A 23,311-nucleotide genomic window follows, 5' to 3' on the forward strand; every position below is an offset into this window, starting at 1 on the left:
TTAATTATCGAGCACAACGGCTACGAGTACATAAGCTGCGCATAGCGCGAGCATCTCTAATGTCCACCACACCATCTTCATTCAGGTCGAACGCAATATCTATGTCCTGCCTTCTCAAAATAGCGCGCATGAACGCACGAATATCGTCTGTATCTACATCACCGTCACCATCAAAGTCGCCTTTGACCGTTAGGGCTTGAATATCTAATGACACTAATACCGGATCATGATCTGACATTCGGTAAGGGTCGGCTGAATAGAAACTCTCTAATTGTGTATCAGACTTAAATTCAACATTATAATCTAATGCTCTTGGCTCGTCAGAATTGATATGCCACTCAGCAACATCTACAACACTTTCGACTATTAAATCGTTGCCTAGCACGTGGTCTAAATAGCCAAAGAGTCCATTAAATACATATGAATATGCAGCATCACCATTAAATGAATTTATCAAGTTAGTAAATCCAGCATTTTCCAACTCAGTAATGGGATCTTCTTTTGCGTAAGCATTTAAATCACCAATAATTAAGGTAGGCGTGTCGGCAAAATTAGCATCCAAGAACGCTAATACCGCTTGAGCTGCCCTTACACGAGTTAGATTACAAGAACCTTGTCCTGTGGTGAGGTCATCATCTCCAGGAATCGGACCATCATCATCATCACATTGACTACCCTTAGAGCGGAAATGGTTTACGCTTACCGTAAGCTCTGCACCATTTTCAACTAACGCAAATTTTTGCACAATGGTTGGTCTGTTAGCTCGTTCGTCAAATAAAGGACCAAACTCATCACTAATCGAATTGGCGCTCCCTAAAACGGCTAAGTCGCCCACAGGTGCAACCACACTAGGCTTATAAAGCATAGCAACCATAATTGCATCCGTTCCTAAAGTGCTACCTGCATCAGCGAAGGTATAAACTTGGGAACCTAGTTCTGCATTGATAGCATCAACAAGATCACGAATCGCAGAGCCTTCACCAAAGCCATTGTTTTCGACTTCCATCAGACCAACGATATCAGCGTCCATAGTTGCGATAGCTGCTACCGTTTTGGCTTTTTGTCGCGCAAACTCTTCTGCACTATCTGCGCCTCGGCAGCCCAAATCGTTAGGTCCACATAGATTGCCATTTTCATCTATGGTAGTGAAGTAATTGAGTACGTTCAAACTTGCGACGGTCAAATTGCCAGCAGTTAAAACCGGGCTTTCTTCACGTTCATTGCTTGCAACAATGGTTGGATATACCGTTGGAATGACCCTGTAGTTGCTGAAACTAAAGTCCAATACACCTGTTAAGTCAGTGACTGTGTCACCATTTCTCAGCGTATTATTAGCAGAGAAACCGCCTGCAGGATAAATAACATCTTCCGGATTCTGGCCATTTACACCATCATCCAACAATACCGTGTTAAGTTCGTTTTCAGCATCTAAAGCAAGCGCCTCTGGTGAACCCGGGCTAAATTGATTAGTCGGAGTAAACAAACGTTTGCTTGACAAACTAACTTCACCAAAACGAGCGAGGTTGAAATTATCAGAAACAACTAATTCAGAAGCCGCACTTACTAACATACCTTCCAGGGTTTCAGCCTGCGAGGCATTGGCAAAAGGCAACGACAATGACGACGAACTCACCGACGAGTCAAAGTCCACGCATTCAACAAAACTATCAATGACATTAAGTTGAGTCCGGTCGAAGAATTCTTCAACTGTTCCAATCACTCTGACAACCGAATTTGATAGAGGTAACACATCGCCGCCAGTATATGCGACAAATAGACCTTCAGAAGTAGTAGGGTCAGCGTCTACATCAGCGTCTTGCTCTTGAAGGAAAAAGCCTCCTAGTGCTGGGACAACTGCCGTAACTGTAGCTTCGACAACATGTACTTGGCCTAATAAAGGTGACTCATCTCCACTGCCTTGGATTGCACTAATTAAGGTAGCCGAGTCACCACATATGCCAATTTGATTGTCACCGCCGCCATCTCCGCCACCATTATCACCTGACCCAAAACTTTGATCATTGTTAATCGCACCAAAGGTGTTTGCTGCTGGCGCCTGCCATGTAAAGTCATCATACCCAAAGCCGTTACCAGATAACTGAAGTGATTGACCTACTGGAGTACTGCTCGCTTCACTCACACCAATATCTGTGCTTGTCATGCCTTGAGCCGGACCATTTACTGCTTCAAAACTGCCTTCGTAACTCAAAAACTGAATAACAGACTGATCAGCCGCTACAAGTGCCAAACCATCTGGCCCACCATTTTGTATGCCTGAGATATCAAAAGACAGCGTTCCAAAACCATTTTGCTGGTTTGGTATCACACCTGTTAGCCCGACTGTTCTATAAACACTGCGTTGACTGCTAGAACCGTTGTATAAAACCAAACTCAAATTGCTTACATCACTTCCTGCCAAACCTGCAATTTCAATCGCTTCGCCAACATCTCCGCCACTATTGTCATAATGAATTTCATTTACAAATGGAGATGGTGCAACGAATGTTTGACCATTATTAACGCCATCAAACGTATTTTCTGCCGCGGCTTGCCAAGTAAAATCTTCGTATCTAAATCCAGTTCCAGAAAGCTGTAAAGACTGACCTACTGGTGTACTGCTTGCTTCTGACACACCAATATCAGTGCTAGTCATTCCTTCAGCAGGGCCGCTTGCTGCTTCAAAACTACCCTCATAACTCAGGAATTGGATTACCACGCCTTCGGCATCCACTAAAGCTAGACCATCAGGTCCACCATTTTGTAGACCAGAAGTAGCAAAAGAAATAGTACCAAAATTACCTTGTTGATTTCCGATTACACCACTTAAGTCAATCGTTCTATATACGGAACGTTGTGAACTAGAACCGTTGTAAAGCGCAAGCGTCATACCACTCAAATCAGTCCCAGCTGGACCCGCGACTTCAACTGCTTCACCAGTATCTGAACCACTGTTATCGTAATGAATTTCATTTATGAAGACTAAAGTTGAACTGCCTGTTCCACTGTCGCCGCCGTCGTTACCACCATCATCGCCGCCGTCATCGCCGCCATCATCATCTCCGCCACCAGTCGAATCGCAAGAATCTGCAGAATAAAGTAACGAAACCCAAGCAGGATTATCAATAAACGGATTACGGTTACCCTGGAGCTGATAAATTCTATCGTTTCTTAATTGTTCCGATTCATCAACTAGGTCAGCTTCGTGCCATGCAATTAGACGACACACTAAGCCAAGGTTAGGTTCTCCAGAAGACGTCAACCTGTTCACTAGCAATAAGTCAGGTGAGCCATCAGCGTCGAGACCTTCGTAACGTGTATCCATGTAGAACATCATGCGCGCTACATCGCCTTTGATGTCGTCCCTTGGCTCAAAGGAATTACTGTCGATACGATTTATTGGGCTTTCGCTTAGGGGGTTTTCGCTATTATCAAAGTCTAAACTACCACGAGAACCATTAATTGAAATATCAGTTGCTCTTAAGTGATGTAGATCATTGTGAGCAGCTAAAGACGTGTTGTCAAAGTTACGACTGCGTGGCCACGAATGTTCACGGTTCCAGTTATCACCATTTGAAGATGCTGCAGACCCACTACCATTCGTTAGTTTGGCTTGCGAACGCGCGCTGTACCATAAAATGACATTATCCGTATTACTAGGGTCTTCATCTGTGTAAGTTAAGCCTGTCCAAACTTCGCTGTAAGTTAATACATTCTGTTCATTGCTAACAACACTACTAATTGCCGCTTTAATAGCGGATTGAGAAGAGCCGTTTGCGATTTCATCTTGCGCAGCTTGATAATAACTATTTGCGTCGAACGTTGAAAGGTCTTTGATAATAGGCAAATCAGGACACTGACTCGCGTTGTCGTTTATCTGACATGCACTGCCAGAGATGATACCCAGGCCATCGCCGCCGCCATCATCGCCGCCATCACCATCATCTCCACCGCCATCGCCGCCAGTAAATGTTTGACCAACGTTGATAGAACCAAATGATTCTGAACTTGACCCTGCCCAAGTAAAGTCACTAGCAACACTACCTTCACCAACTAATTGTAATGAAGTGCCGACCGCAGCCGAACTTGACTCAGCTACGCCAATATCAATGCTCGTCATGCCACTAGCTGGGCCGTTTGAAGCAGTCAGTGTGCCTTCATAACTTAAAAATTGTACTACGCTTCCGTCGGCAGCAACTAAGGCTAAACCGTCTGGCGAGCCGTTTTGAATGCCGGCGCGAAAAACTGAAACGGCTCCAAAACCGTTACCTTCATTGGGTAAAACGCCTGATAACGAAATAGTACCATATGTGCCACCACCATTGCCGTTATATAAAACAACACTCATACCCGAGAGCTCAGTACCGGCAGGTCCAGCAATCTCTATTGCTTCATTGGAATCGGCGCCTGAATTGTCGTAATGTATTTCGTTGATAAAAGGATTTGCGTGAGCCCCAAAAGCGGCAAACATTGTGATTAATGCAGAGAGTTTTAATTTCATACTTTTCTTTGTCTTGTCCGTAAGTGAAGCAAGAGCATAAACGACCTTCCTGATCTATACAACAGGTGGGTTAGCGGCGAAAGTATGATTTAATAAAAGATTCATATTAAGCGGGGTTAGGTATATTTTTACATATGTAAAACGCAATAATATGCTTCTTTTACCAGTTTTGGCGAGCTTCTGTTGAGCACACTAAGGCATTTAAAACATATGGTGTCGCGCAAACTCACATGCAACGAATGTTGATGAGGTAAAAACTTTGTGAGGCAACTTCACAACTTCAATTAAGAACGTCTATTTGATTAGAACAGACTTTTTTGCTTAATAAATAAGTCTTCGACTTTCTTGCGCGCCCATGGTGTTTTGCGCAAAAAAGTTAGACTCGATTTGATGCTTGGATCGTGGGTGAAGCAACGTATATTGATTCGCCTTCCAAGCTCTTCAAAGCCATATTTTTCAACTAGGCTTTCGACAATTTTTTTTAAAGTCACGCCATGCAAAGGATCTTTATTTATGTCTGGACTCATGATTGGTTTTGCGGATTCACTCATGAGGCTTCACTAGACTTGACAGTATCTGAGCCCGGCTTCTGTTCGGCCTTTTTCACCCGTATTTTATTGCCGTCTAACACATGGTGGTTTAATTTATTGATAGCTTGTTTAGCTTCACCAACCTTTGGCATTTCGACAAATCCAAAGCCTTTAGACAACCCACTTGTTTGATCCATTACGATGTTACAAGATTGAACCGCTCCAATATTGCTAAAAAGAACTTCCAGGTTTTCTTGTGTGCTTGTTCTTGCTAAATTTCGTACGAGTATTTTCATGCTTTCGGTATATCCTATGTAGATAAATAATGTCTTACTCGGTTAACGCGTTTTTAGATATTACGCTTTCTTGGCATTCACGCAACAAAGTTACAAATTCAGATGCTCCACGGTCTAATTCATTAACCGACAAAAACACATCATATCCAAGGCCTTGTTGTAATTTGCGCATACGATTAGCGAACATCGCGCTTACACCTTTTATTAAGGTGCCATCGGATAATTTGTACTTTGTATCTTCAATCACATCGTCGCCATAGCACTGTCCGGTTTCACAGCCACTTTGAATGATTTGTGCGACCAAGGGACGCTGCTCCATGAGTAAATGCGTGACTAAACGAGGTGATATGTTATCTAAAAAGGCTTCAGATTGCTTAAGCCTAAAACCAACCATTTCTAAATCGATATGCTCTAAACCTTTATGCACACGGGGTACATCGATTCGTTGTATATTTTCCCAAGGCATTCTCCATTGCCCTTTGCGATGATGGTATACAATACCCTTTTTGGTAATTTCTAAGCTATATTTGGGTTCTCTCAGTTTATAGAAGCCCATTACAAATGCAATAATGCTGCCACTGACAAACAATACTCCTACTAAAAAGAACAATTTTGGTAAAAAGGTAATTATCGAAAAGCCGAAGACAGCAACGCAAGCACCAATAATTAGTGTCGTAATACCGTTTGTCGCCGCACTACTGCGGATATAAATAGATTCAGATTCACTGCCAGACATAAAAATAAAATACGATCATAATGATAGCCCATATTATGATATACCTTGTACGCTTGCAAAAAGCACAATCTGTTTGCCACCATTTGATCAATTTTTTCATTTAAGCTGTCAACTTACCTAAGCTCCAGCCAATCTGCAGAGCTTTCTGTATCTTATACGGTTGAGAGTTGCTACTAGTACTGGGGTAAATAATAGTGACAAAATAACCGAAAAGCCAACACCACCGGCTAACACTACCGCCAATGGTGGCCAAAACGACCCTTCACTAAAAAGTAACAGAGGAATTAGACCGCCTACAGTGGTAAATGTGGTTGATAATATATGACGACTACAACTCATAGTTTCAGACACTATCGCGTTAGTATCACCCTGCATTGCATCTTTATTGGCCGCTATTGCGGCAATCACAACTATCGATCCATTAATCGCAACACCAATTAGTCCCGCGCTGCCCAACAAGGGGTTAAAGCCAATTGGCAAACCGGATAACCAAAGACTTAAAAAGCCTAAGCCAACTGACAGCATTGCCACCGATGCTATCACGACCGCAAAGCGCACACTGCTGAAACTCAAAATTAATGAAGTGATCATTAATACCAGCAACACTGGTAAATAGGTAGCAAGTTGCCCCAATGCCTGTTGTTGTTCATCGGCATCACCAGCCATTTTTATACGGTAACCCTGCGGTAGAGTCACCATCTCTTCTATTAAGAGGCGTAGTTGTTCACTTACGGTAATCGCTGGTATATCAGGGAACAAGTATGCTTGAATTTTATTTACACGTTCGCCATCGACTCTAGTTATTGCGCTAATACTTGGTCTGATATTAAGTTCACCTAAAGCGCCTAAGCCAACTACATTGGGTACATTGCTATTTGCCGTTCTGCCTATCAGCGGTAAGGTATCGAGTTCTTGCAATGAGCTCCTTTTTTCATTGGAAACTCGCACGCGTATCTTCAGTTCTTCGGTGCCTTCTAATATTGAACCTCCTGTCTTGCCTGCCAAAGATATTTGCAATTGCTGAGCAATGTCTGACAATCCTAAACCCGATAAATAGGATTGATCTTCACTAAGATCTACGACTAATTCAGGTTCACCGGTACTTACAGAACTTAAAGATTGAGTAATACCCGGTATTTTACTCATTGCTAAATTAACTTGTTGCCCTAGCTCATCCAATATTTGAAGGTCAGGACCAAAAATATCTACTTCTATTGGCGCAGCTATGGGAGGCCCTTGGCTAAATTTCCGCACGATTATCTTTGAATTAGGAAACGCGTCTTGCAATTCTAACTGAAGCTCAAAAATAAGACTGTCGGCGCTTTCGACGGAGTCTGCAGTAATAACAGCATTTGCAAAATTAGGGTTATTTTCACGCGTCATTATTTGATTATAATAAATGGAAGGAGTCGAAGCGCCAATTAACCAAGTGACCTGTTCAACACCGTCTTTCGCACGAATATATTCGTCTGCTTGCAAGGTGAGAGTTCGTGTGTTTTTAATACTACTGCCCGCTGGTGTGAATAAATACACTTCAAATTGATCACGGTCGGCACTGGGGAAAAACACATTTGCTAATTGCTGCGATAATACAAAGCCTGACAAACAAAACACCACCACCAATGGTAATATTAATAAAGGTTTGTGAATGGCCTTAGCTATCACACCCCTGAATGCAGACGATACTGACGGTAATTGAAAGCCCCGCAAATACCAAGGGGCTTCTGGCTTAGCATCGCGAGGCAAATATCGGGCTGCTAAAGCGGCTATTAGAGTAAGTGAAATCGCCAAAGAACCTATTAATGCCATTACAACGCTAATAGCGATGGGGCCAATAAAATCACCAATATTACCAGCTAGTAGAAATATGGGCATAAAGCCTAAAATAGTGGTTAATGTTGACGCCAATAGAGGTGAAAACAAGTGCCGAACACTTTTATTTAACACCTGTAAACGGCTAATGGAATTATCGAGCAAGTTAATTCTAATCTCATCAGTGATTACTATGGCGTTATCTATTAATAATCCAATCGCAATAATGATACCGAATATAGACATTTGATGAATTTGTTGATCAAAGAAAGTCAGACTGAAAACAGCAAATGAAGCGCATAGAGGCAGAGCCAAACCCACAATCCAAGACGCTTTTGCGCCCATGAAAAACAGAATGACCAACATCACTACCAATGAGCCTAGCAGCAAATTGCCACTTAATTCACCCAAACGTGCATCGGTATACTTATTTTGCTCAAAAATAACGTCAGATTTGACAGAGTTACCAAACTCGCTATCAAAGTCTTCTAGTTCTTTAAAAATACCTTGGGTCCAAGTATCGACCCTAACTGTAGTTTGCATGCGCGCTGCAATAAAAACAGCTTGCTCACCGTCTATTATCGCAATGTTTTGTTCTGGATTAATTTGGCTTTTTTCTATATTCGCAATATCTTGTAAGCGTAAATAACGGCCGTCACCCGTTTGTAATGGGACTTGCGCCAATAACGCTGTGCTCGCTAAGGGTTCTGCTACTTGCACCCGCATATCTTGTAAATCGCTGTAAAGAACGCCTGCAGGTAATTTTACGTCAGCATTTTGAATTCGCTGACTAACTTGCTCCAAACTAATACCGCTGAGTGCGAGTTGCTGGGGATCAATGGTAACCGTGATTTCTTCTTTTGGTTCGCCATAAATACGCACTAACTCGGTGCCGGGTACATTACGAATACGGTCAGCTAGCTCACGGGTTAAGCGCCCAACTAATGCTAAATCACTTTGCTGGGCATATTTTGGACTAAGGGCAAGTAGGACTGTAAATGCTGTTGCGCCGCGTTTGTCTTCCAATATTGGCGCGTTTACCCCCGCCGGAAAACTCTTTGCAGCGTCGTCTATGGCATCACGTACTTTTGAAAAAATCTGTTGATTGCTACTATTGTCAACCCAATCTTGTAAGGATATCGATACCGAAGAGAAACCGGCCTTAGACGTTGAAGTAATTTCTTTTAGTTCATAGAACTGCCGTAGTTCATCTTCTATAACATCAGTTACGAGGGCTTCCACACGTTCCGCTGAAGCACCGGGATAACTTGTAAATATAGAAGCATTTCGCAAATCGATACGCGGATCTTCCAAACGCGGCAAGTTACTAAGGGCTGATAAACCTGCGACCAGTATAATTATTAAACTGAGCGCAAGTAAGTGGCCTTTTCTAAAAAATGCGCTAAACCAAGTTGAATCGTGGTTAGTTGACATATTTACAGCCATAATCAGTAACTACTTTCTATATTTAAAATATGCCCAGAGGACTCAGGAATATTGGCAAATGTATGCTCAGCTAACACATCCTGTAATTCCAAATGCACAACATTTTTCACCGTTTGTTTTGGCGTGAGTCTTTGAATACCGCCTCGCACAACTAAATCACCATTTTTGATAGCGCCACTAACGTATGCTTTTTCTTGATCACTATATTCTATGGAAACTAGACGAGTTTGTACCTTGTCGCCTTCAACAACATAGAGTGTCCAGAGCCCTCTAATTCCAGATGCTAAAGCACTAATAGGCACCCAAGCGCCCTGTTTGGGTAATGCCAAGTCGACGCTCAGTGATACTAAATCACCCGCTACCATGAATTGTCGCTGTTGCAATGACAGGTCGTTTATATTTATTGAAAAAAGCGCATCTATTGTTCTTGTGGCTTGATTTCGTTGTTGAGCAACCGATTTCACGGTCGCCGTAAATGGGGTATTTTGAATGTTTAAAGTATAGTTTTGCCCCTTCATTAAGCCAAATGCGGTGTTATCTGGCAAGCCAAAACGTGCCTCTAAATTATCACTCGCAATGAGAGAGAAAATAGCTTGGCCTGGGCTTATTACCGTTCCTGCATCAAAAAATTGTTGCACTACTTGGCCGTCAAATGGGGCATACAAAATTGACTTTCTAATTTCGACTTCTAAGGTGTTGACTCGCGCACTCGCTTCTTCAACCGCCGCGATAGCTGCATCTAACTGAGCTTGTGCTTCATCTAAAGACTGTTGTGGTTCTAACTTGTTGTCTACCAATTTCACCACACGCTTTTGTGATACTTTAGCCAATGCTAAATTGGCTTTTGACCGTGCGAGTGCACTTTTTAGCTCACTTTTTTGAGCGCTAAGCCTTGCTGTATCTAGACTTGCTAATACTTGTCCTTTGACAACATTTTGCCCTTCTAAAACCTCTATTGATTGCAAGGAGCCGCTTAGTTCAAAACCAATATCAGACTTTTTGACTGCTTCAATCTGGCCAAATACACTGCGCGGTTTAGTGTAGGAATTTTGAACCTTTATGCTAAGCACTTCGACTTTAGCATTTTGCATACTCAATAAATCTTCGTTGTTCAGCGCCTGAGCTGCGTGGTTACCTGAAAACATCATCAAAACCATGAGTAACACAAAACATACTCCACAAACGCCAAACAGCAGCGCTTTATTTGGCTTGTTATCTGCACGTTCTAGATTGTTGGAGCTTTGTTTTGACCCTGATACATCAGATGAAAATGACATGCAATAAATCCCAGAAAGACTAAAAATATACCTGCTATGTAAGCATCCTAGAATAAAAATACTGGACTGTCTAGTCTAGTAATGTTAAATTTTTGAAATGTTTTGATTAATTGAGCCACAATGACAAAGTAGAACTCACAACAGAATAGCATTTAATCAATAAATTCATGCACGTAAGGTGGGTGAACTCGCATTAAATATGACGTGTTGTTTATTTTTCTAAGTTCAGGTTAAATAGAGTAATGAAACCCTTGATGAAAATTGAATACAGTAAACGCTAAAATGCAGGCCAATAGAAAAATAAAAGGGGCAGGCAGGCCTAAAAGTAAAGAAAAACGCGACAGTATTTTGCATGCTGCAGCTGAGTTGTTGTTGGCGCATGGTTACGCAGGTACGTCAATGGAAGCTGTTGCAAAAGAAAGCGGTGTTTCAAAGCAAACTGTTTATTCACATTTCACAAACAAAGACGCCCTCTATAACGCAATAATTGAAAATAAGTGTGATGAATACCAAATTGAAATTTCTAGTTTCGATATTCAAACCCATTCTCTGGAAGACATTTTAACTCTTATTGGCGTACGGTTTGTTCAATTACTCACAGACGAAAATGTTATTTCAATGTATAAGTTGGTCATTGGTGAATCGAAGCAAGATACTCATGTCGGTAGCCTGTTTCACGAAGCTGGCCCTGTGCACAGCGTAAATATAGTCGCAGATCTGCTAACAAAACATCCATCTAGCGCCCTTCCCTTCGATAAAGCTCGCGAACTCTCAGGTGATTTTTTTAATCTATTGAAGGGCGATTTTCACATGCGAAGTATTTTGCACTTACCGTACGATCTAGATACCCAAGCAACACAATTACACGCTGAGAAGGTCGCCAAAAAAACCGTTGGGCTGATACCTTTTTTGTAGAAAAGCAAGTTTGTTAACTTACCGCTTTAAGCGCGCACACTTTGTTACCACTGGGGTCAAGTAAATAGGCTAAATACAACTTGCGGCCCGCACCTTCACGCACACCTGGAGGATCTTCACACTCGGTGCCACCATTATCTAAGCCTGCCGCGTGCCACGCATCAGCTTGCTCCGCTGAAGCCGCTGCAAATCCAAAAGTACAGCCGTTTCCATGACAAGCTACTTCTCCATTGATGGGTTTCGTTAAGGCAAATATGTTTCCATCGGCAAAGTAAAAGCACCTGCCCATTTCATCTATTACGCCAGGCTTGTGACCAAGAGCACCAAGCACCGCATCATAAAATTTTTTCGACTTTTCTATGTCATTTGCGCCAATCATAATGTGGCTGAACATACCTTTCCCCTTAATTATTATTTTATTTAAACGACGATATTTATAGTTTAAAGCAAGTCTTAACGATCATTAAAGTGATAGGTTTTATTTCAGTCTTCTAATATGAAGAAATTAATCAAGCATAGACTCTTTTTTTTATTCTAAAGAGTTTATCCAATCCATTGCTGTTGACCACGTTGATGACATATTATTATGGCCTTGATGTGAAAACAAAACATATTCGAACTTTTTGCCATTATTGTTAAGCAACTGCAGACGTTCAATAGACAAATCAACCGGTATAGAACCATCTTTTTCACCAAATATCCAAAGGCCAGGAATATCAATATTGGCAAGACTAGTGCTTGGGTCGCTATCTGTGCCCAAAAAATCGGGCCAAACATAAGGGGCTTTTCTAGCCGCTAGCGCTGTCGCATAACTCGGATTTTTTTCGCTGTCTTTATCACGGGTGTATTTGCTAAATATATCTTCTTCACTGACCCTACAAACTGGCCCACTCCACAAAAGCATAAAGTCGGCTTTATCGGTTTTCTCAACTGCCATAGGGACTATCCAGCCGGCTTGGCTAATGCCAGTTAAACCCAATGGGACGTCGTTTGTAACATTCATCGCGAGCGCATTTAGTGCTGCCACTGCATCGTCCGCCAATAAACTAATATTCATACCACTTACGCTCTGCTTGCTTTCATATTCTCCGCCAGATTTGCCCACACCGCGTTTGTCATAAACTAGAGCAGCAATACCATTGTTAGCAAATTGTTCTGCCCAATATAAATTGCGCGTTTGCTTACCTGAACCATGCACAAACACTACTGCTGCATGTATGTTTTGATTTACCGGCATTACTATTGTGCCAGCGAGGTTGGCAGATTGACTTTCAAATTCCACAGCAATATGTTTATTTGCTTCAGCCAAATTGGGATGAGCGCATAGAAGAGTAACAACAAGTGCTAATATGCGTGATATGTTTAAGCTAGTTACTTTCAAAATAGTTCCTATTATGCTCAACCGCAGTTTGCACCACGACTAATTAATTCACAAATAATATAGACGCTTAAAAATCTAAAAAGGTTTAAGCCTTGCAGTTTTTAGTTAAAATTTGCAAAAACTAACTATTCTCGGTAATTTGATTGGGACCTGCCATCAATTTGTGCTCCTGTGGCTTAAAGCACAAGCTAAATATGTATACAACAAATGATAATAGAAATCCTAAAAGCGACTGTTATTGCGGCATTGCCGGTATTTATTTTGACTTATTTATTGGTAAGTAAAGTCGCTGTAACTGGCAAGTTGAATGACCCTTCAGGCAAACAAAGCTTAAAAAAAGCAATGAAGAACATGAAAACTGACCGTAAAAATACTCAAAAAAAAGAAGGGCAGGAAAAATTAGCCATTGGCGAAACCGCAACAAATAAATGGTTATTTTTTGGTGGGGGATTTTATGGCTTAGTGGCCTTCGGCACCTACGTATTTATTGAAGTGGGTGAAATAGGCGCATTCTTATTTGGCCTTATCGATTTCACGTGGGCGCAATTTTGGAGTCAGTTATCAATCGATTTATTGATTAATTTTATTATCAATTCTGTTATGAATTTAGTGGATGCTTTTGTTTGGTTTAGATATTGGCCGCAAGTCATAAGCATGCAAAACGGCTGGATTTGGCTAATCGTCGCATACCTTGGATATGTATTAGCAGCGCAAATCGCGACAAACTATCCAATGCGTTTTTCAATTTCACAATGGTTTACACATAAATTTAAATGAAGATATTTTGATATGTGTTAAAAAAGTACGGCTTATTAATGTATCTCAAAAACAAACCGTACTCGCCCAGTGTCTCTACTTTTTGGATAACAGCGTATCGTCATTTGTATGCTTGCTTAAATAGTTCACCACTTTTTCAGAACCAGAGATACTTGCAAACTCAAGTGGATCCATACCGTTACATTTTAAATCTGCCATGATTTTTCGGGGACTAATATATAAGTTTTTCATTTTTCTTCTAAGTTCGTGCGGTTTATCAGCCTGAACAGTCTCACACAGATCGACTAGCCTAAGTTCCTGCGCTCCTGTCTTTGCTTGAATATTGGCAGCAAAAAGTAGAGAAAGCGAAAGTGTGCTTGCGCTTAACAATCGAAAAAATAAGGTGGATGAAGTTTGATTTTGGGTAATGGTTTTCATAAAAAGCTCTCAACTGTATTTGTTTATCGAGGCTTTACTTTAGCTCTACCAAAGTCTAAAAAAATTTCTAAGTGATGAAAGACACAAACGGTGGTATGAAACGCAACATTCACTCAATAAAGTATAAATATATTACGATTTGCGTTTATTAATAATAACTAAAGCAATGCCACCGAGCACCATTATTTGCGCAATAATTAAAGGAAGGGTAATTGCCTCTTGCGCCCAGATAGCGCCACCAAAAGCGGCAATAACAGGCACTAAAAGTTGAATAACGCCAGCGAGAATACGTGATAGTTGTGGCAAAACGTAGTACCAAACTGCATAACCCAATGCTGAACTGACAATGCCAGAAAGCAACGCTAATGTTATACCGTAGCTTGTCACTGTAGCGGGCAACATTAAGTAAAGAAAACATAACAAGCCGCAAAATAGTAAGCTCTTCGTAAAATTAGCGTAAGTATCAATAATTGGGTCCTTTGAAGCGCGACCAAGTAAGGTATAAATGGCCCAAGCGATCCCCGAAACAACCATTAATATGAAGCCAGTTATAAGTGAAGTATCTAGTGCTAAACCAGTAGCCTCTTTTGTTGAATTAGTGTTCCCTTGAAAATACATTAGTAAACATAAGCCCAAAAAAGCCAAACAAACTCCCATATATTTTTGGGTGTTCAATGATTCTTTTGCCATGATACTGCTGACAATCATAGTGAGTTGCACACATCCAAATAATAGTAGGGCACCAGCACCAGTAGGTAAGCTGATATAAGCAAAAGAAAATGTTGCGGCATAAACAAATAAACAAAACGATGCAAGCCATGACCGAATTGTAAATAAACTTGAGAAGTTGACATTTGGTGCAGTCAAATTACGCTTTAAACGGGCGTTATTTATTGTCACAAAAACAAATAAAGCAATGCTTCCTGACAATAAACGTAGTACGGTGAAACTTGTGGCGTCTATGGCCTGAGACCCTGTCGCCAACAATACTTGGTCGTTGCCGGCACTGGGCAGTTCAGCAGGCAATAAAGCCAAGCGACACAATACCGAATTACCAGCAAAAGCTAGCAACGCAAAGATAGTGGCGGAGAACATTGTTAATTTGGAAGATATGTGCAAGGTTGGTAATCAACTATTTTGGCTAAAAACAAGTGTAAGATTGTTATAACTTGTTACTGATATTTTCAAGTTTACATCACACTTGTATAAATCGCTAAAAAAGCGCCCCAGTAAAATCAAATTTTGATACAATGCGCTCAGTAATAAACCTGCCAAAAAAACATAGAAATGAATTCATTTGCCGGACAACATATCCTAAGTGTCAATCAGTTTGACCGCGAAGCCGTCGAAAAAGTATTCTCGGTTGCTGACCAAATGCTGCCGTACGCTTCCCGAAAAAAACGCACCACTGTGCTAGAAGGTGCCATTTTAGGAAACCTCTTTTTTGAACCAAGCACCCGTACCCGTGTAAGTTTTGGGACCGCGTTTAATTTACTTGGTGGGCATGTTCGCGAAACAACAGGCATTAGCAATTCTGCATTAGCTAAAGGTGAGTCGCTGTACGATACTGCCAGAGTTTTAAGTGGTTATAGTGACGTTATTGCAATGCGTCACCCCGATACTGGCTCTGTTGCTGAATTTGCTGCGGGAAGTCGGGTACCGGTGATTAATGGCGGGGACGGCGCAAACGAACACCCAACTCAAGCCTTATTAGACTTATACACCATTGCCAAAGAACGGGCATCTTTAGGCTTAACAATAGATGACTTACACATCGCGATGATTGGGGATTTGCGCTTTGGACGTACCGTGCATTCTTTAGCGACCATGCTTAGCTTATTTAACAATGTTAAATTTACGCTAATATCCCCAAAAGATTTAAGCATGCCTTCAAAAGTGTGCGATACCATCTCTAATGCTGGTCATGAGCTTATTATTACCGAAAAAATAGAGGGTTCAGTAGAGGCTGATATTTGCTATCAAACACGGATACAAGAAGAACGTTTTGCTAGCCAAGAACTAGCTAATCAATTTCGTGGTAAGTTTAGGCTAAACCAACAAATTTACACTAAGCATTTTAAATCTCAAACCGTAATCATGCATCCATTGCCAAGAGACTCACGAGCCGAAGCTAACGAGCTTGATAACGATTTGAATATGCATCCTAACCTAGCCATATTTAGGCAAACAGATAATGGCGTTTTGGTTCGCATGGCACTGTTTGCACTGACCTTAGACGTAGCAGAGAAAGTACAGCATTATATAAAGCCGGTATATTGGTATACAAAAAACAAATAACTTTTACATTTAATTTGGTAACACAATAATCAGTATGAATAAATCAGAAACTCTATTTGAACGCGCGCAACTCACTATCCCAGGTGGCGTTAATTCTCCTGTTCGAGCGTTTAAAGCGGTGGGTGGTACACCTCGCTTTATTGCGAAAGCAGATGGTCCTTATATGTTCGATGTAGATGGCAAACGGTACATAGATTATGTTAATTCTTGGGGCCCAATGGTTCTAGGTCATAATAATCAAGCCATAAGAGAAGCCGTAATCAAGGCTGCCGAGTTCGGGTTAAGCTACGGCGCACCAACTGAAGCCGAGATTGAAATGGCAGAATTAGTGAGTAGCATTGTGCCGTCGATGGAAATGGTACGGATGGTGAATTCTGGTACAGAGGCGACTATGAGTGCTATTCGCTTGGCTCGCGGCTACACCGGCAAAAATAAACTGTTAAAATTTGAAGGTTGTTATCATGGGCATGCCGACTCATTGCTAGTAAAGGCTGGCTCAGGTGCTCTTACCTTTGGCGTGCCTAGTTCGCCTGGCGTACCCGATGATGTTGCAAAACACACACTAACTGTTGAATTTAATAATCTAGATTCTGTTGCAGAAGCGTTTGAACAACATAGTGACGACATTGCGTGCATTATAGTAGAGCCTGTGGCTGGCAACATGAATTGCATACCACCTGAAGACGGGTTTTTACAAGGATTACGCAAACTATGTGATCAGCACGGAGCCGTATTAATTTTTGACGAAGTGATGACAGGTTTCAGAGTCTCGCTTGGTGGTGCACAAGAAAAATACAATGTTGTGCCTGACCTTACATGCTTAGGCAAAGTCATAGGTGGTGGCATGCCAGTTGGAGCATTTGGTGGTAAACGTGACATTCTTACTCATGTAGCGCCTACCGGTCCCATATATCAAGCTGGCACCCTGTCGGGTAACCCAATAGCGATGGCGGCTGGGCTCTGTGCCTTAAAGCAATTAAAAGCGCCTGGTTTTTATGAAAGTATTTTTGAAAATACCCAAGCTTTAGCTGATGGTTTTCAGAAAATGGCCGATAAAAATGCCATAAGTTTGACCACAAATGTGGCGGGTAGCATGTTTGGTATATTTTTCACTAGCGATAAAAAAGTGGTTAATTATCAACAGGCAATTAGCGTTAATCAAGCGCAGTTTAATCAGTTTTATCACAATATGTTAAATGAAGGTGTGTATTTAGCACCCGCGTCATTTGAAGCCGGTTTTGTCTCAAAGATGCATACAAAAACTGTGGTAGAACAAACACTCGCAGCAGCCGATCGAGCTTTTGCTGGAATCACAGCATCAGCGAACGATTAGGACTTTTACGACAATAGACTGTGTAAAAGTAGCATTTTGGTTATTGTTTTAGTGCACTTTTCTATTGGGTAAACGGATAAACAATCGATGATATATGTTGTAGTAGTGTTAGCGATATACGCCCTTGGCATGACATTATTATGGTGGCGCTTAAAAACACAAGTTGCTGGTCATTTAGACGCAATGTTAGAATTTCAGCTGTTAAAACGCTCGCAACGTGGAGAGTTACCGCTGAGTCCCAGCAAAACGGTAGACTGGGATGCCGCACAAGACGAACCCGAAATTATCGATAAAGCAAACGAAGCTATGCGTTTGCACCAAACCTTCCAAAAATTTGTACCACGCCAATTTGTTGATCATTTTGATAAAGGTGGTGCTGACAAGCTTGCGCTAGGATATGCTGATGAAGACGAAGTAGCCGTCATGTTTTGCGATATTCGTGGTTTTACCGGTTTGTCAGAACGCTTGTCACCGCAAGAATTAATGAATTTTTTAAATTCGTATTTTTTACGTATGAATGCACCAATACATGCCAACAATGGCTTTATTGATAAGTTCATTGGTGACGCAATAATGGCCTTATTTGACCACCCTACTGGCAGTTCTGCTGACAAAGCAGCAGACGCGGTAAGAGCAGCTTTAGATTTGCAAAAAGCGCTACGATTGTATAACGACCATCGTTCACACAGCGGATATCACACCATAAAAAATGGTATTGGTTTGCATATAGGCCCGGTTGTTATTGGCACCGTTGGCTCTGATGACCGAATGGATACAACAGTAATTGGTGACTCTGTTAACATCACCCAACGCATAGAAGCCATGACTGAGCAGTTGAATGTAGACATATTGGCTAGTAGAGATTTATGCGATGCGGCGTATTCGACCTTCAGGTTTGCGCATCGCTTAGTAGACAATATCGTCTTAAAGGGAAAAACGACAAGTATCGAATTAATAGAGATTTTTGAACATGAAACAGTTGAAGAAATCGCGCGTAAACAGAGTACTGCTGCCACTATTAAAGAAGGCATAGCGCTTAGAGAAGCAAAAAAATACGAACAAGCATTAGCTCTATTTTGTCAGGCTTATCAAGAGCACCAAGATGACAAGGTTTTTGCACATCATATTGATGTTTGCCAAAAGTTATTGAGTTAACCTACACACTCATTACTACTGCGACTCTATTTTCCGCAAATAAGCATTACTGCGCTCTATCGCATTGAGTCTCAAATTGCCATAAAATAAACCAAAATCTAACACATGATAACTTTTGTCTGCATTATTTAAATGGTTAGAAAAGGCATTGTCGACTTGTTCAGCAATGTGCAATACACCACTTTCATCACACTTCGCCCATGTCAGATTAGGACTTAAATCAGGAAGCGATTCAAATATATACTCTGGATTATTGGCCATAACCATATCGACCGGTGTGCGTTTGAACTCAACCGGAAAAGCACCTTTGTGCTGATCAGCGAAGACTTTTGCTGTATTGGTATTCCACGATAAAGGATTAACACATGCAATATCTCCAACTTGCGTTGTTTCCCAGCCCTCGGGGTACCAATGTCGTAAGCCCACAGACATTGCGCCGCCCTCACCGTAAGTATCGTACGACACAATGCACGAAGTTTGCTCAGCGGATTCACATAAAGAAATATTTGAAAATGTTCGCTCAAACATATTTTTCGGTAACCAGTAGCCTATCGTATAAGCTGCCACTAAACGTTCACGCAAAGCGTGCTTATCAATCTTATTTGCGATTAGGCGTAAGCCATGCAATGTGCCTTGGCTATGTGCCACAATCATGAACGGGCGACCATTGCTTATATTGTCAATAAAGTACTCAAACGCAGATTCAACATCACTATATGCTAAATCTAATGCAGCAAAACTAGATGTACTATCTTCATTACTAAAAGCAGTTAAATGAGCTTGCCGATAATTAGGTGCGTAAATGTCGCAACATCCATTAAAAGCACTGGCCATACTCGACAGCATATATTCTAACGACTGAGTTTCAGAATTTTCATGAGCCATATTCGAATTCCAGCCACCAGGTCCAACATAGCCGGTAGAGTGGATAAAAAATACATCTATGGATTTATTCTCAATATCTTGACTAGTATCTGCATTTGCTGGAATAAGGTCTGCGGTATCTTGTATTTCAGGGTGCGCAAACCAAAAATCACTATTCTTGTAATCGGGTGCTTGAGGGACGGTATCCTCAACAAAAGGTAAACTAGGTAACATACGATACTCAATAAATTTATAGCCTATGGCACCTAGCAGAAAAAAAGTCACTGCTAATATTGCTAACCATTTAATAAACGTTTTCAAAACAATTTACCTTGTTTGTTTTTATTCAGCATTGCCAAAATCTTGCGGAGTTTTTTCGAGATCAGGTTCGGTATTACTTTCTAGTATGGCGTTTTTACGTATAAAACTGATAGAAGGCGCAAAAAATACCGCACCTGTTTCTGCATTAGAATAATCTAATAACTTATCGTAATGGCCGTTTTCATCACCATAGATGCGACTATGCAAATAGTGTTTAAACGCGTTTGGATGAGCGCTGCACGATACAAAATATAAACCTTGTGTGCTCATATCTCCATAAGGCATGCTCTGATTAAGCAAAGTCGGATATTCGCCTAATGGACCGACTAATTTCGTTCTAAATGAGTGCGAATCTAGCCCTGTATTTACCACATCTAAGTTGTGTTCTTTGGTTTTACCCATCACTTGTTGTTGATTTTTCTCTGACAATTTTTGCCACTTTGACATGTCATGACGATACCGCTGAATATGAACGTATGAGCCTGCGCTAAAATCAGCGTCATTTTCGTCAACTAAACTAATTGCGAACTTCTTGCTTCCCCTAGGACTGTCATCAGAAATGACAAAACCAGTCCAGTCACGCCCATCTAAGTATCGAAATGCTTGCACTTGTTCGATGAGTTCAGTGTGCAGTTTAAGTGCTTGCATCACTTCAATACCAATTGCTTGGCAAATGTCTAAACGATCAGCTCTAATTTGAATAAACAAATCACAAGGAAGTACTGGTGCGCAGCGGTCTTCACATTGCATGTCGGGAAAAGTAGACAAATATTTAGGACGTTTATGAGGATATAACTCATCCCAAAAGGCATTACCTACGCCTATTATACCGGATATCATAGCTTCATAATGTTCGTCATCAAAATGATCAAAAATATCAAGCAATGTAGTCAGCTTTACACGCATACTGGCAACATCATCATCAACCACATTAAAGAGTAAATATAAAGCGTGCAGATTAGGTTCAGCACATATTCCTTTTTGAGCTTGATTCATTAATATCCCGCAGCTTGACCATCTTTTCTTGTTTCAGATGCGCCATAATATACTTTGTTTTTATCGTCATACATTATGGCCTGATAACCTCCAAAGGCGCCAAGACTATCAGTAAGAGTATGCCCTTTTTTAAGCAATGCGCGCCTTGTAGCCTGACTAAAGCCAGATTCTAAACTGACAAATCCACCATCTTCCATGACCGCTCCCATTGGGCTGCTCGAGCCGGTGTGTAAAATTCTTGGAGCATCACCTGCCTCTTGTAAGCTCATTCCAAAATCAATCATGTTGATTATGATCTGTGCATGCATTTGTGGTTGTGTTCCCCCTCCCATTACGCCAAAACTCATCAAAGGCTTATTGTTGCGAGTAACAAAGGCTGGAATAATAGTATGAAAAGGCCGTTTGCCTGGTGCATATTGGTTAAAATGCCCATCTTCTAAAGCGAACATTTCGCCGCGGTTTTGCATAACAAAGCCCAAATCAGTTGGTATCATTCCCGAGCCCATGCCACGATAATTGCTTTGAATCAGCGACACCATGTTTCCTTGCCCATCCGCAACCGTGAGATAAATCGTATCACCTTCGTTTTTGCCGGCATCAACACGTTTGGCCGCAATTTCTGGCGATATTAACTTTTGACGCTCAGCGGCATATTCTTTTGAAATCAACCAATCGACAGGCAGCTCATTAAAGCTTGGGTCTGCATAGAATTTTGCGCGGTCAGCAAAGGCCAATTTTTTTGCCTCAACAAAAGTATGTACAAATTCGGCGGAGTCACGTTGCATGCCTTCTACATCGTATAATTCCATTACGTTGAGTATTTGTAGCGCGGCGATACCTTGTCCGTTGGGAGGGAGCTCCCACACATCGTAACCACGATAATTACTCGACACAGGTTCAACCCACTCAGAATAATGTGCAGCCATGTCTTGATAGCTTAAGAAGCCGCCTTGGCTCTCCATAAACGCGCCAATCGTGCGAGCTATATCGCCTTTGTAAAAAGCGTCACGACCACCAGTAGCAATTTTTTCATAGGTGTTGGCAAGTGCTGGATTTTTGAAAATTTGTCCTTTTTGCGGTGTTTTACCATTAATCGTAAAGGTCTCTTTAAAACCAGGGTATTGCCCAATACGCTTTTGATTTATCTCAAAATAGTAAGCAATCAGCTCTGTCACAGGGAAACCAGAACGCGCATATTCGATAGAAGGCGCTAGTAAATCTTGCATAGGTAATGAGCCAAAGCGCTCATTCAGCATAAACCAACCGTCTACAGCACCGGGCACAGATACTGGTAAAGGCCCAAACTTTGGTATTTCAGTGATGCCTTTTTCAGCAAATGTCTCTAACGTTAAACCTTGAGGAGACCGGCCTGATGCATTTAAACCATATAATTTTTTGGTCTCTGCATGCCATACAATGGCAAATAAATCACCTCCAATACCGCAGCCTGTTGGCTCTACTAGGCCTAACATTGCGTTCGCTGCAATAGCAGCATCTATGGCGTTGCCACCTCGCTTTAAGACATCGAGTGCAACTTGAGTCGCGAGTGGTTGACTAGTAGCAGCCATACCGTTTTGCGCAATAACCTCTGAGCGACTAGCATACGGTTTTCCCGTAATACGATCATAGGCATGCGCGCATTGGAAGCTAGTGACCACAAGAATACTAAATAAAAACGATATTGATTTATGCATAAAAAGCTTGTCTCTTGATTAGGTGAATCAGCATGTTTAGGCTTATATTCAACGTTAGTCTATTTGTGCTGAATTTGATAGTGCAAACATGGATATTTACTTGTTATTACTAGGTATAAGTGTAACCCTAGCAATGAGTTAACACAATGAAGGAAAGACAATGTCTGCTTCTGGAAAACACTTTACCCCAATCAACTACATTGAATTTGCCGCTAACGATTTACGTAAAATAAAAACGTTTTACACCGCTGCTTTTGATTGGGTGTTTACCGATTATGGCCCTGATTACACCGCATTTGAAAAATCTGGCATTTGTGGGGGCTTCTACAAACACGACAAATTCGCCGACGCTGACCAAGGTTCCGCGCTAGTCGTGCTATATTCAACTGAACTTGAAAAATGCAAAGCAAGAGTTCAAAACCTGGGGGCAACTATTAAAACCGAAATTTTCGACTTTCCCGGTGGCCGACGTTTCCATTTTATAGACCCATGCGGTAATGAACTCGCAGTTTGGACAGACAGATAAAAAACCAGACGTCCCAAGCATAAAATAATTATTGCGCTA

Annotated in this window: 18 protein-coding genes and 1 pseudogene; 6 read left to right on the forward strand and 13 right to left on the reverse strand. The window is 41.4% G+C overall.

Features of this window, described 5'->3' with window-relative positions; genetic code table 11:
• Positions 1-4 precede the first annotated feature (4 nt).
• The 6 genes and pseudogenes from RM552_RS11980 to RM552_RS12005 form a co-directional block, all read right to left on the reverse strand.
• Entirely contained in the window at positions 5-4,498 is a 4,494-nt protein-coding gene (locus tag RM552_RS11980; protein ID WP_311369089.1) for an ExeM/NucH family extracellular endonuclease, read from the reverse strand.
• Positions 4,499-4,806: 308 nt separating this feature from the next.
• Positions 4,807-5,025, reverse strand: a pseudogene (locus RM552_RS11985) (VF530 family protein); the annotation flags it as partial.
• A gap of 20 nt (positions 5,026-5,045) precedes the next feature.
• The gene (locus tag RM552_RS11990; RefSeq protein WP_311369090.1) at positions 5,046-5,324 is read right to left on the reverse strand and encodes an RNA recognition motif domain-containing protein; all 279 of its coding nucleotides are present in this window, start codon (positions 5,322-5,324) and stop codon (positions 5,046-5,048) included.
• A gap of 34 nt (positions 5,325-5,358) precedes the next feature.
• A complete protein-coding gene (locus RM552_RS11995) occupies positions 5,359-6,060 on the reverse strand; it encodes a DUF2982 domain-containing protein (RefSeq protein WP_311369091.1) in 702 nt (233 codons plus the stop codon).
• Between the two features lie 117 nt (positions 6,061-6,177).
• Positions 6,178-9,306 (reverse strand): efflux RND transporter permease subunit, encoded by a 3,129-nt coding sequence (locus RM552_RS12000; protein ID WP_311369092.1) that lies wholly within the window; start codon positions 9,304-9,306, stop codon positions 6,178-6,180.
• 14 nt (positions 9,307-9,320) lie between these two features.
• Positions 9,321-10,595 carry an efflux RND transporter periplasmic adaptor subunit gene (locus tag RM552_RS12005; RefSeq protein ID WP_311369093.1) on the reverse strand — a complete coding sequence of 425 codons (1,275 nt, stop codon included), beginning with the start codon at positions 10,593-10,595 and terminating at the stop codon, positions 9,321-9,323.
• Positions 10,596-10,856: 261 nt separating this feature from the next.
• On the opposite strand from RM552_RS12005, the gene RM552_RS12010 reads away from it, so the two are divergent.
• Positions 10,857-11,510 (forward strand): TetR/AcrR family transcriptional regulator, encoded by a 654-nt coding sequence (locus tag RM552_RS12010; RefSeq protein ID WP_311369094.1) that lies wholly within the window; start codon positions 10,857-10,859, stop codon positions 11,508-11,510.
• Positions 11,511-11,523: 13 nt separating this feature from the next.
• Here RM552_RS12010 and RM552_RS12015 read toward each other — a convergent pair whose 3' ends face one another.
• Both RM552_RS12015 and RM552_RS12020 read right to left on the reverse strand, forming a co-directional pair.
• Positions 11,524-11,904, reverse strand: a complete 381-nt coding sequence (locus tag RM552_RS12015) for a VOC family protein (protein WP_311369095.1) — start codon at positions 11,902-11,904, stop codon at positions 11,524-11,526.
• Between the two features lie 135 nt (positions 11,905-12,039).
• Entirely contained in the window at positions 12,040-12,891 is an 852-nt protein-coding gene (locus tag RM552_RS12020; RefSeq protein ID WP_311369096.1) for an alpha/beta hydrolase family protein, read from the reverse strand.
• Positions 12,892-13,098: 207 nt separating this feature from the next.
• On the opposite strand from RM552_RS12020, the gene RM552_RS12025 reads away from it, so the two are divergent.
• Positions 13,099-13,668 (forward strand): hypothetical protein, encoded by a 570-nt coding sequence (locus RM552_RS12025; protein WP_311369097.1) that lies wholly within the window; start codon positions 13,099-13,101, stop codon positions 13,666-13,668.
• A gap of 75 nt (positions 13,669-13,743) precedes the next feature.
• On the opposite strand, the gene RM552_RS12030 is transcribed toward RM552_RS12025, so the two are convergent.
• Both RM552_RS12030 and RM552_RS12035 read right to left on the reverse strand, forming a co-directional pair.
• Positions 13,744-14,085: a DUF3718 domain-containing protein gene (locus RM552_RS12030; protein ID WP_311369098.1), complete on the reverse strand. Its 342-nt coding sequence runs from the start codon at positions 14,083-14,085 to the stop codon at positions 13,744-13,746.
• 132 nt (positions 14,086-14,217) lie between these two features.
• Entirely contained in the window at positions 14,218-15,204 is a 987-nt protein-coding gene (locus RM552_RS12035) for a DMT family transporter (RefSeq protein WP_311369099.1), read from the reverse strand.
• A 168-nt stretch (positions 15,205-15,372) separates the two neighbouring features.
• On the opposite strand from RM552_RS12035, the gene RM552_RS12040 reads away from it, so the two are divergent.
• The 3 genes from RM552_RS12040 (at position 15,373) to RM552_RS12050 (ending at position 18,871) form a co-directional block, all read left to right on the forward strand.
• A complete protein-coding gene (locus RM552_RS12040; protein ID WP_311369100.1) occupies positions 15,373-16,383 on the forward strand; it encodes an aspartate carbamoyltransferase in 1,011 nt (336 codons plus the stop codon).
• A gap of 34 nt (positions 16,384-16,417) precedes the next feature.
• A complete protein-coding gene (gene hemL / locus RM552_RS12045) occupies positions 16,418-17,716 on the forward strand; it encodes a glutamate-1-semialdehyde 2,1-aminomutase (protein ID WP_311369101.1) in 1,299 nt (432 codons plus the stop codon).
• Between the two features lie 87 nt (positions 17,717-17,803).
• On the forward strand, positions 17,804-18,871 hold the full coding sequence (locus RM552_RS12050; protein ID WP_311369102.1) for an adenylate/guanylate cyclase domain-containing protein: 1,068 nt from the start codon (positions 17,804-17,806) through the stop codon (positions 18,869-18,871).
• A 15-nt stretch (positions 18,872-18,886) separates the two neighbouring features.
• Here the strand turns inward: RM552_RS12050 and RM552_RS12055 are convergent, their stop codons facing one another.
• From RM552_RS12055 to ggt, 3 genes are read right to left on the reverse strand one after another with little or no spacing between them, the layout of a single operon-like run.
• The gene (locus RM552_RS12055; RefSeq protein ID WP_311369103.1) at positions 18,887-20,056 is read right to left on the reverse strand and encodes a DUF3089 domain-containing protein; all 1,170 of its coding nucleotides are present in this window, start codon (positions 20,054-20,056) and stop codon (positions 18,887-18,889) included.
• A 21-nt stretch (positions 20,057-20,077) separates the two neighbouring features.
• On the reverse strand, positions 20,078-21,052 hold the full coding sequence (locus RM552_RS12060) for a Dyp-type peroxidase (protein WP_311369104.1): 975 nt from the start codon (positions 21,050-21,052) through the stop codon (positions 20,078-20,080).
• Positions 21,052-22,746, reverse strand: coding sequence for a gamma-glutamyltransferase (gene ggt, locus RM552_RS12065; protein WP_311369105.1), 1,695 nt, complete (start codon positions 22,744-22,746; stop codon positions 21,052-21,054). Before ggt ends, RM552_RS12060 begins: the two co-directional genes overlap by 1 nt.
• Positions 22,747-22,906: 160 nt before the next feature.
• On the opposite strand from ggt, the gene RM552_RS12070 reads away from it, so the two are divergent.
• Positions 22,907-23,272, forward strand: coding sequence for a VOC family protein (locus tag RM552_RS12070; RefSeq protein ID WP_311369106.1), 366 nt, complete (start codon positions 22,907-22,909; stop codon positions 23,270-23,272).
• The last annotated feature ends 39 nt before the right edge of the window (positions 23,273-23,311 follow it).

The sequence above is a fragment of the Glaciecola petra genome, from assembly GCF_031846345.1.
Classification (GTDB): Bacteria; Pseudomonadota; Gammaproteobacteria; order Enterobacterales; family Alteromonadaceae; genus Glaciecola; species Glaciecola petra.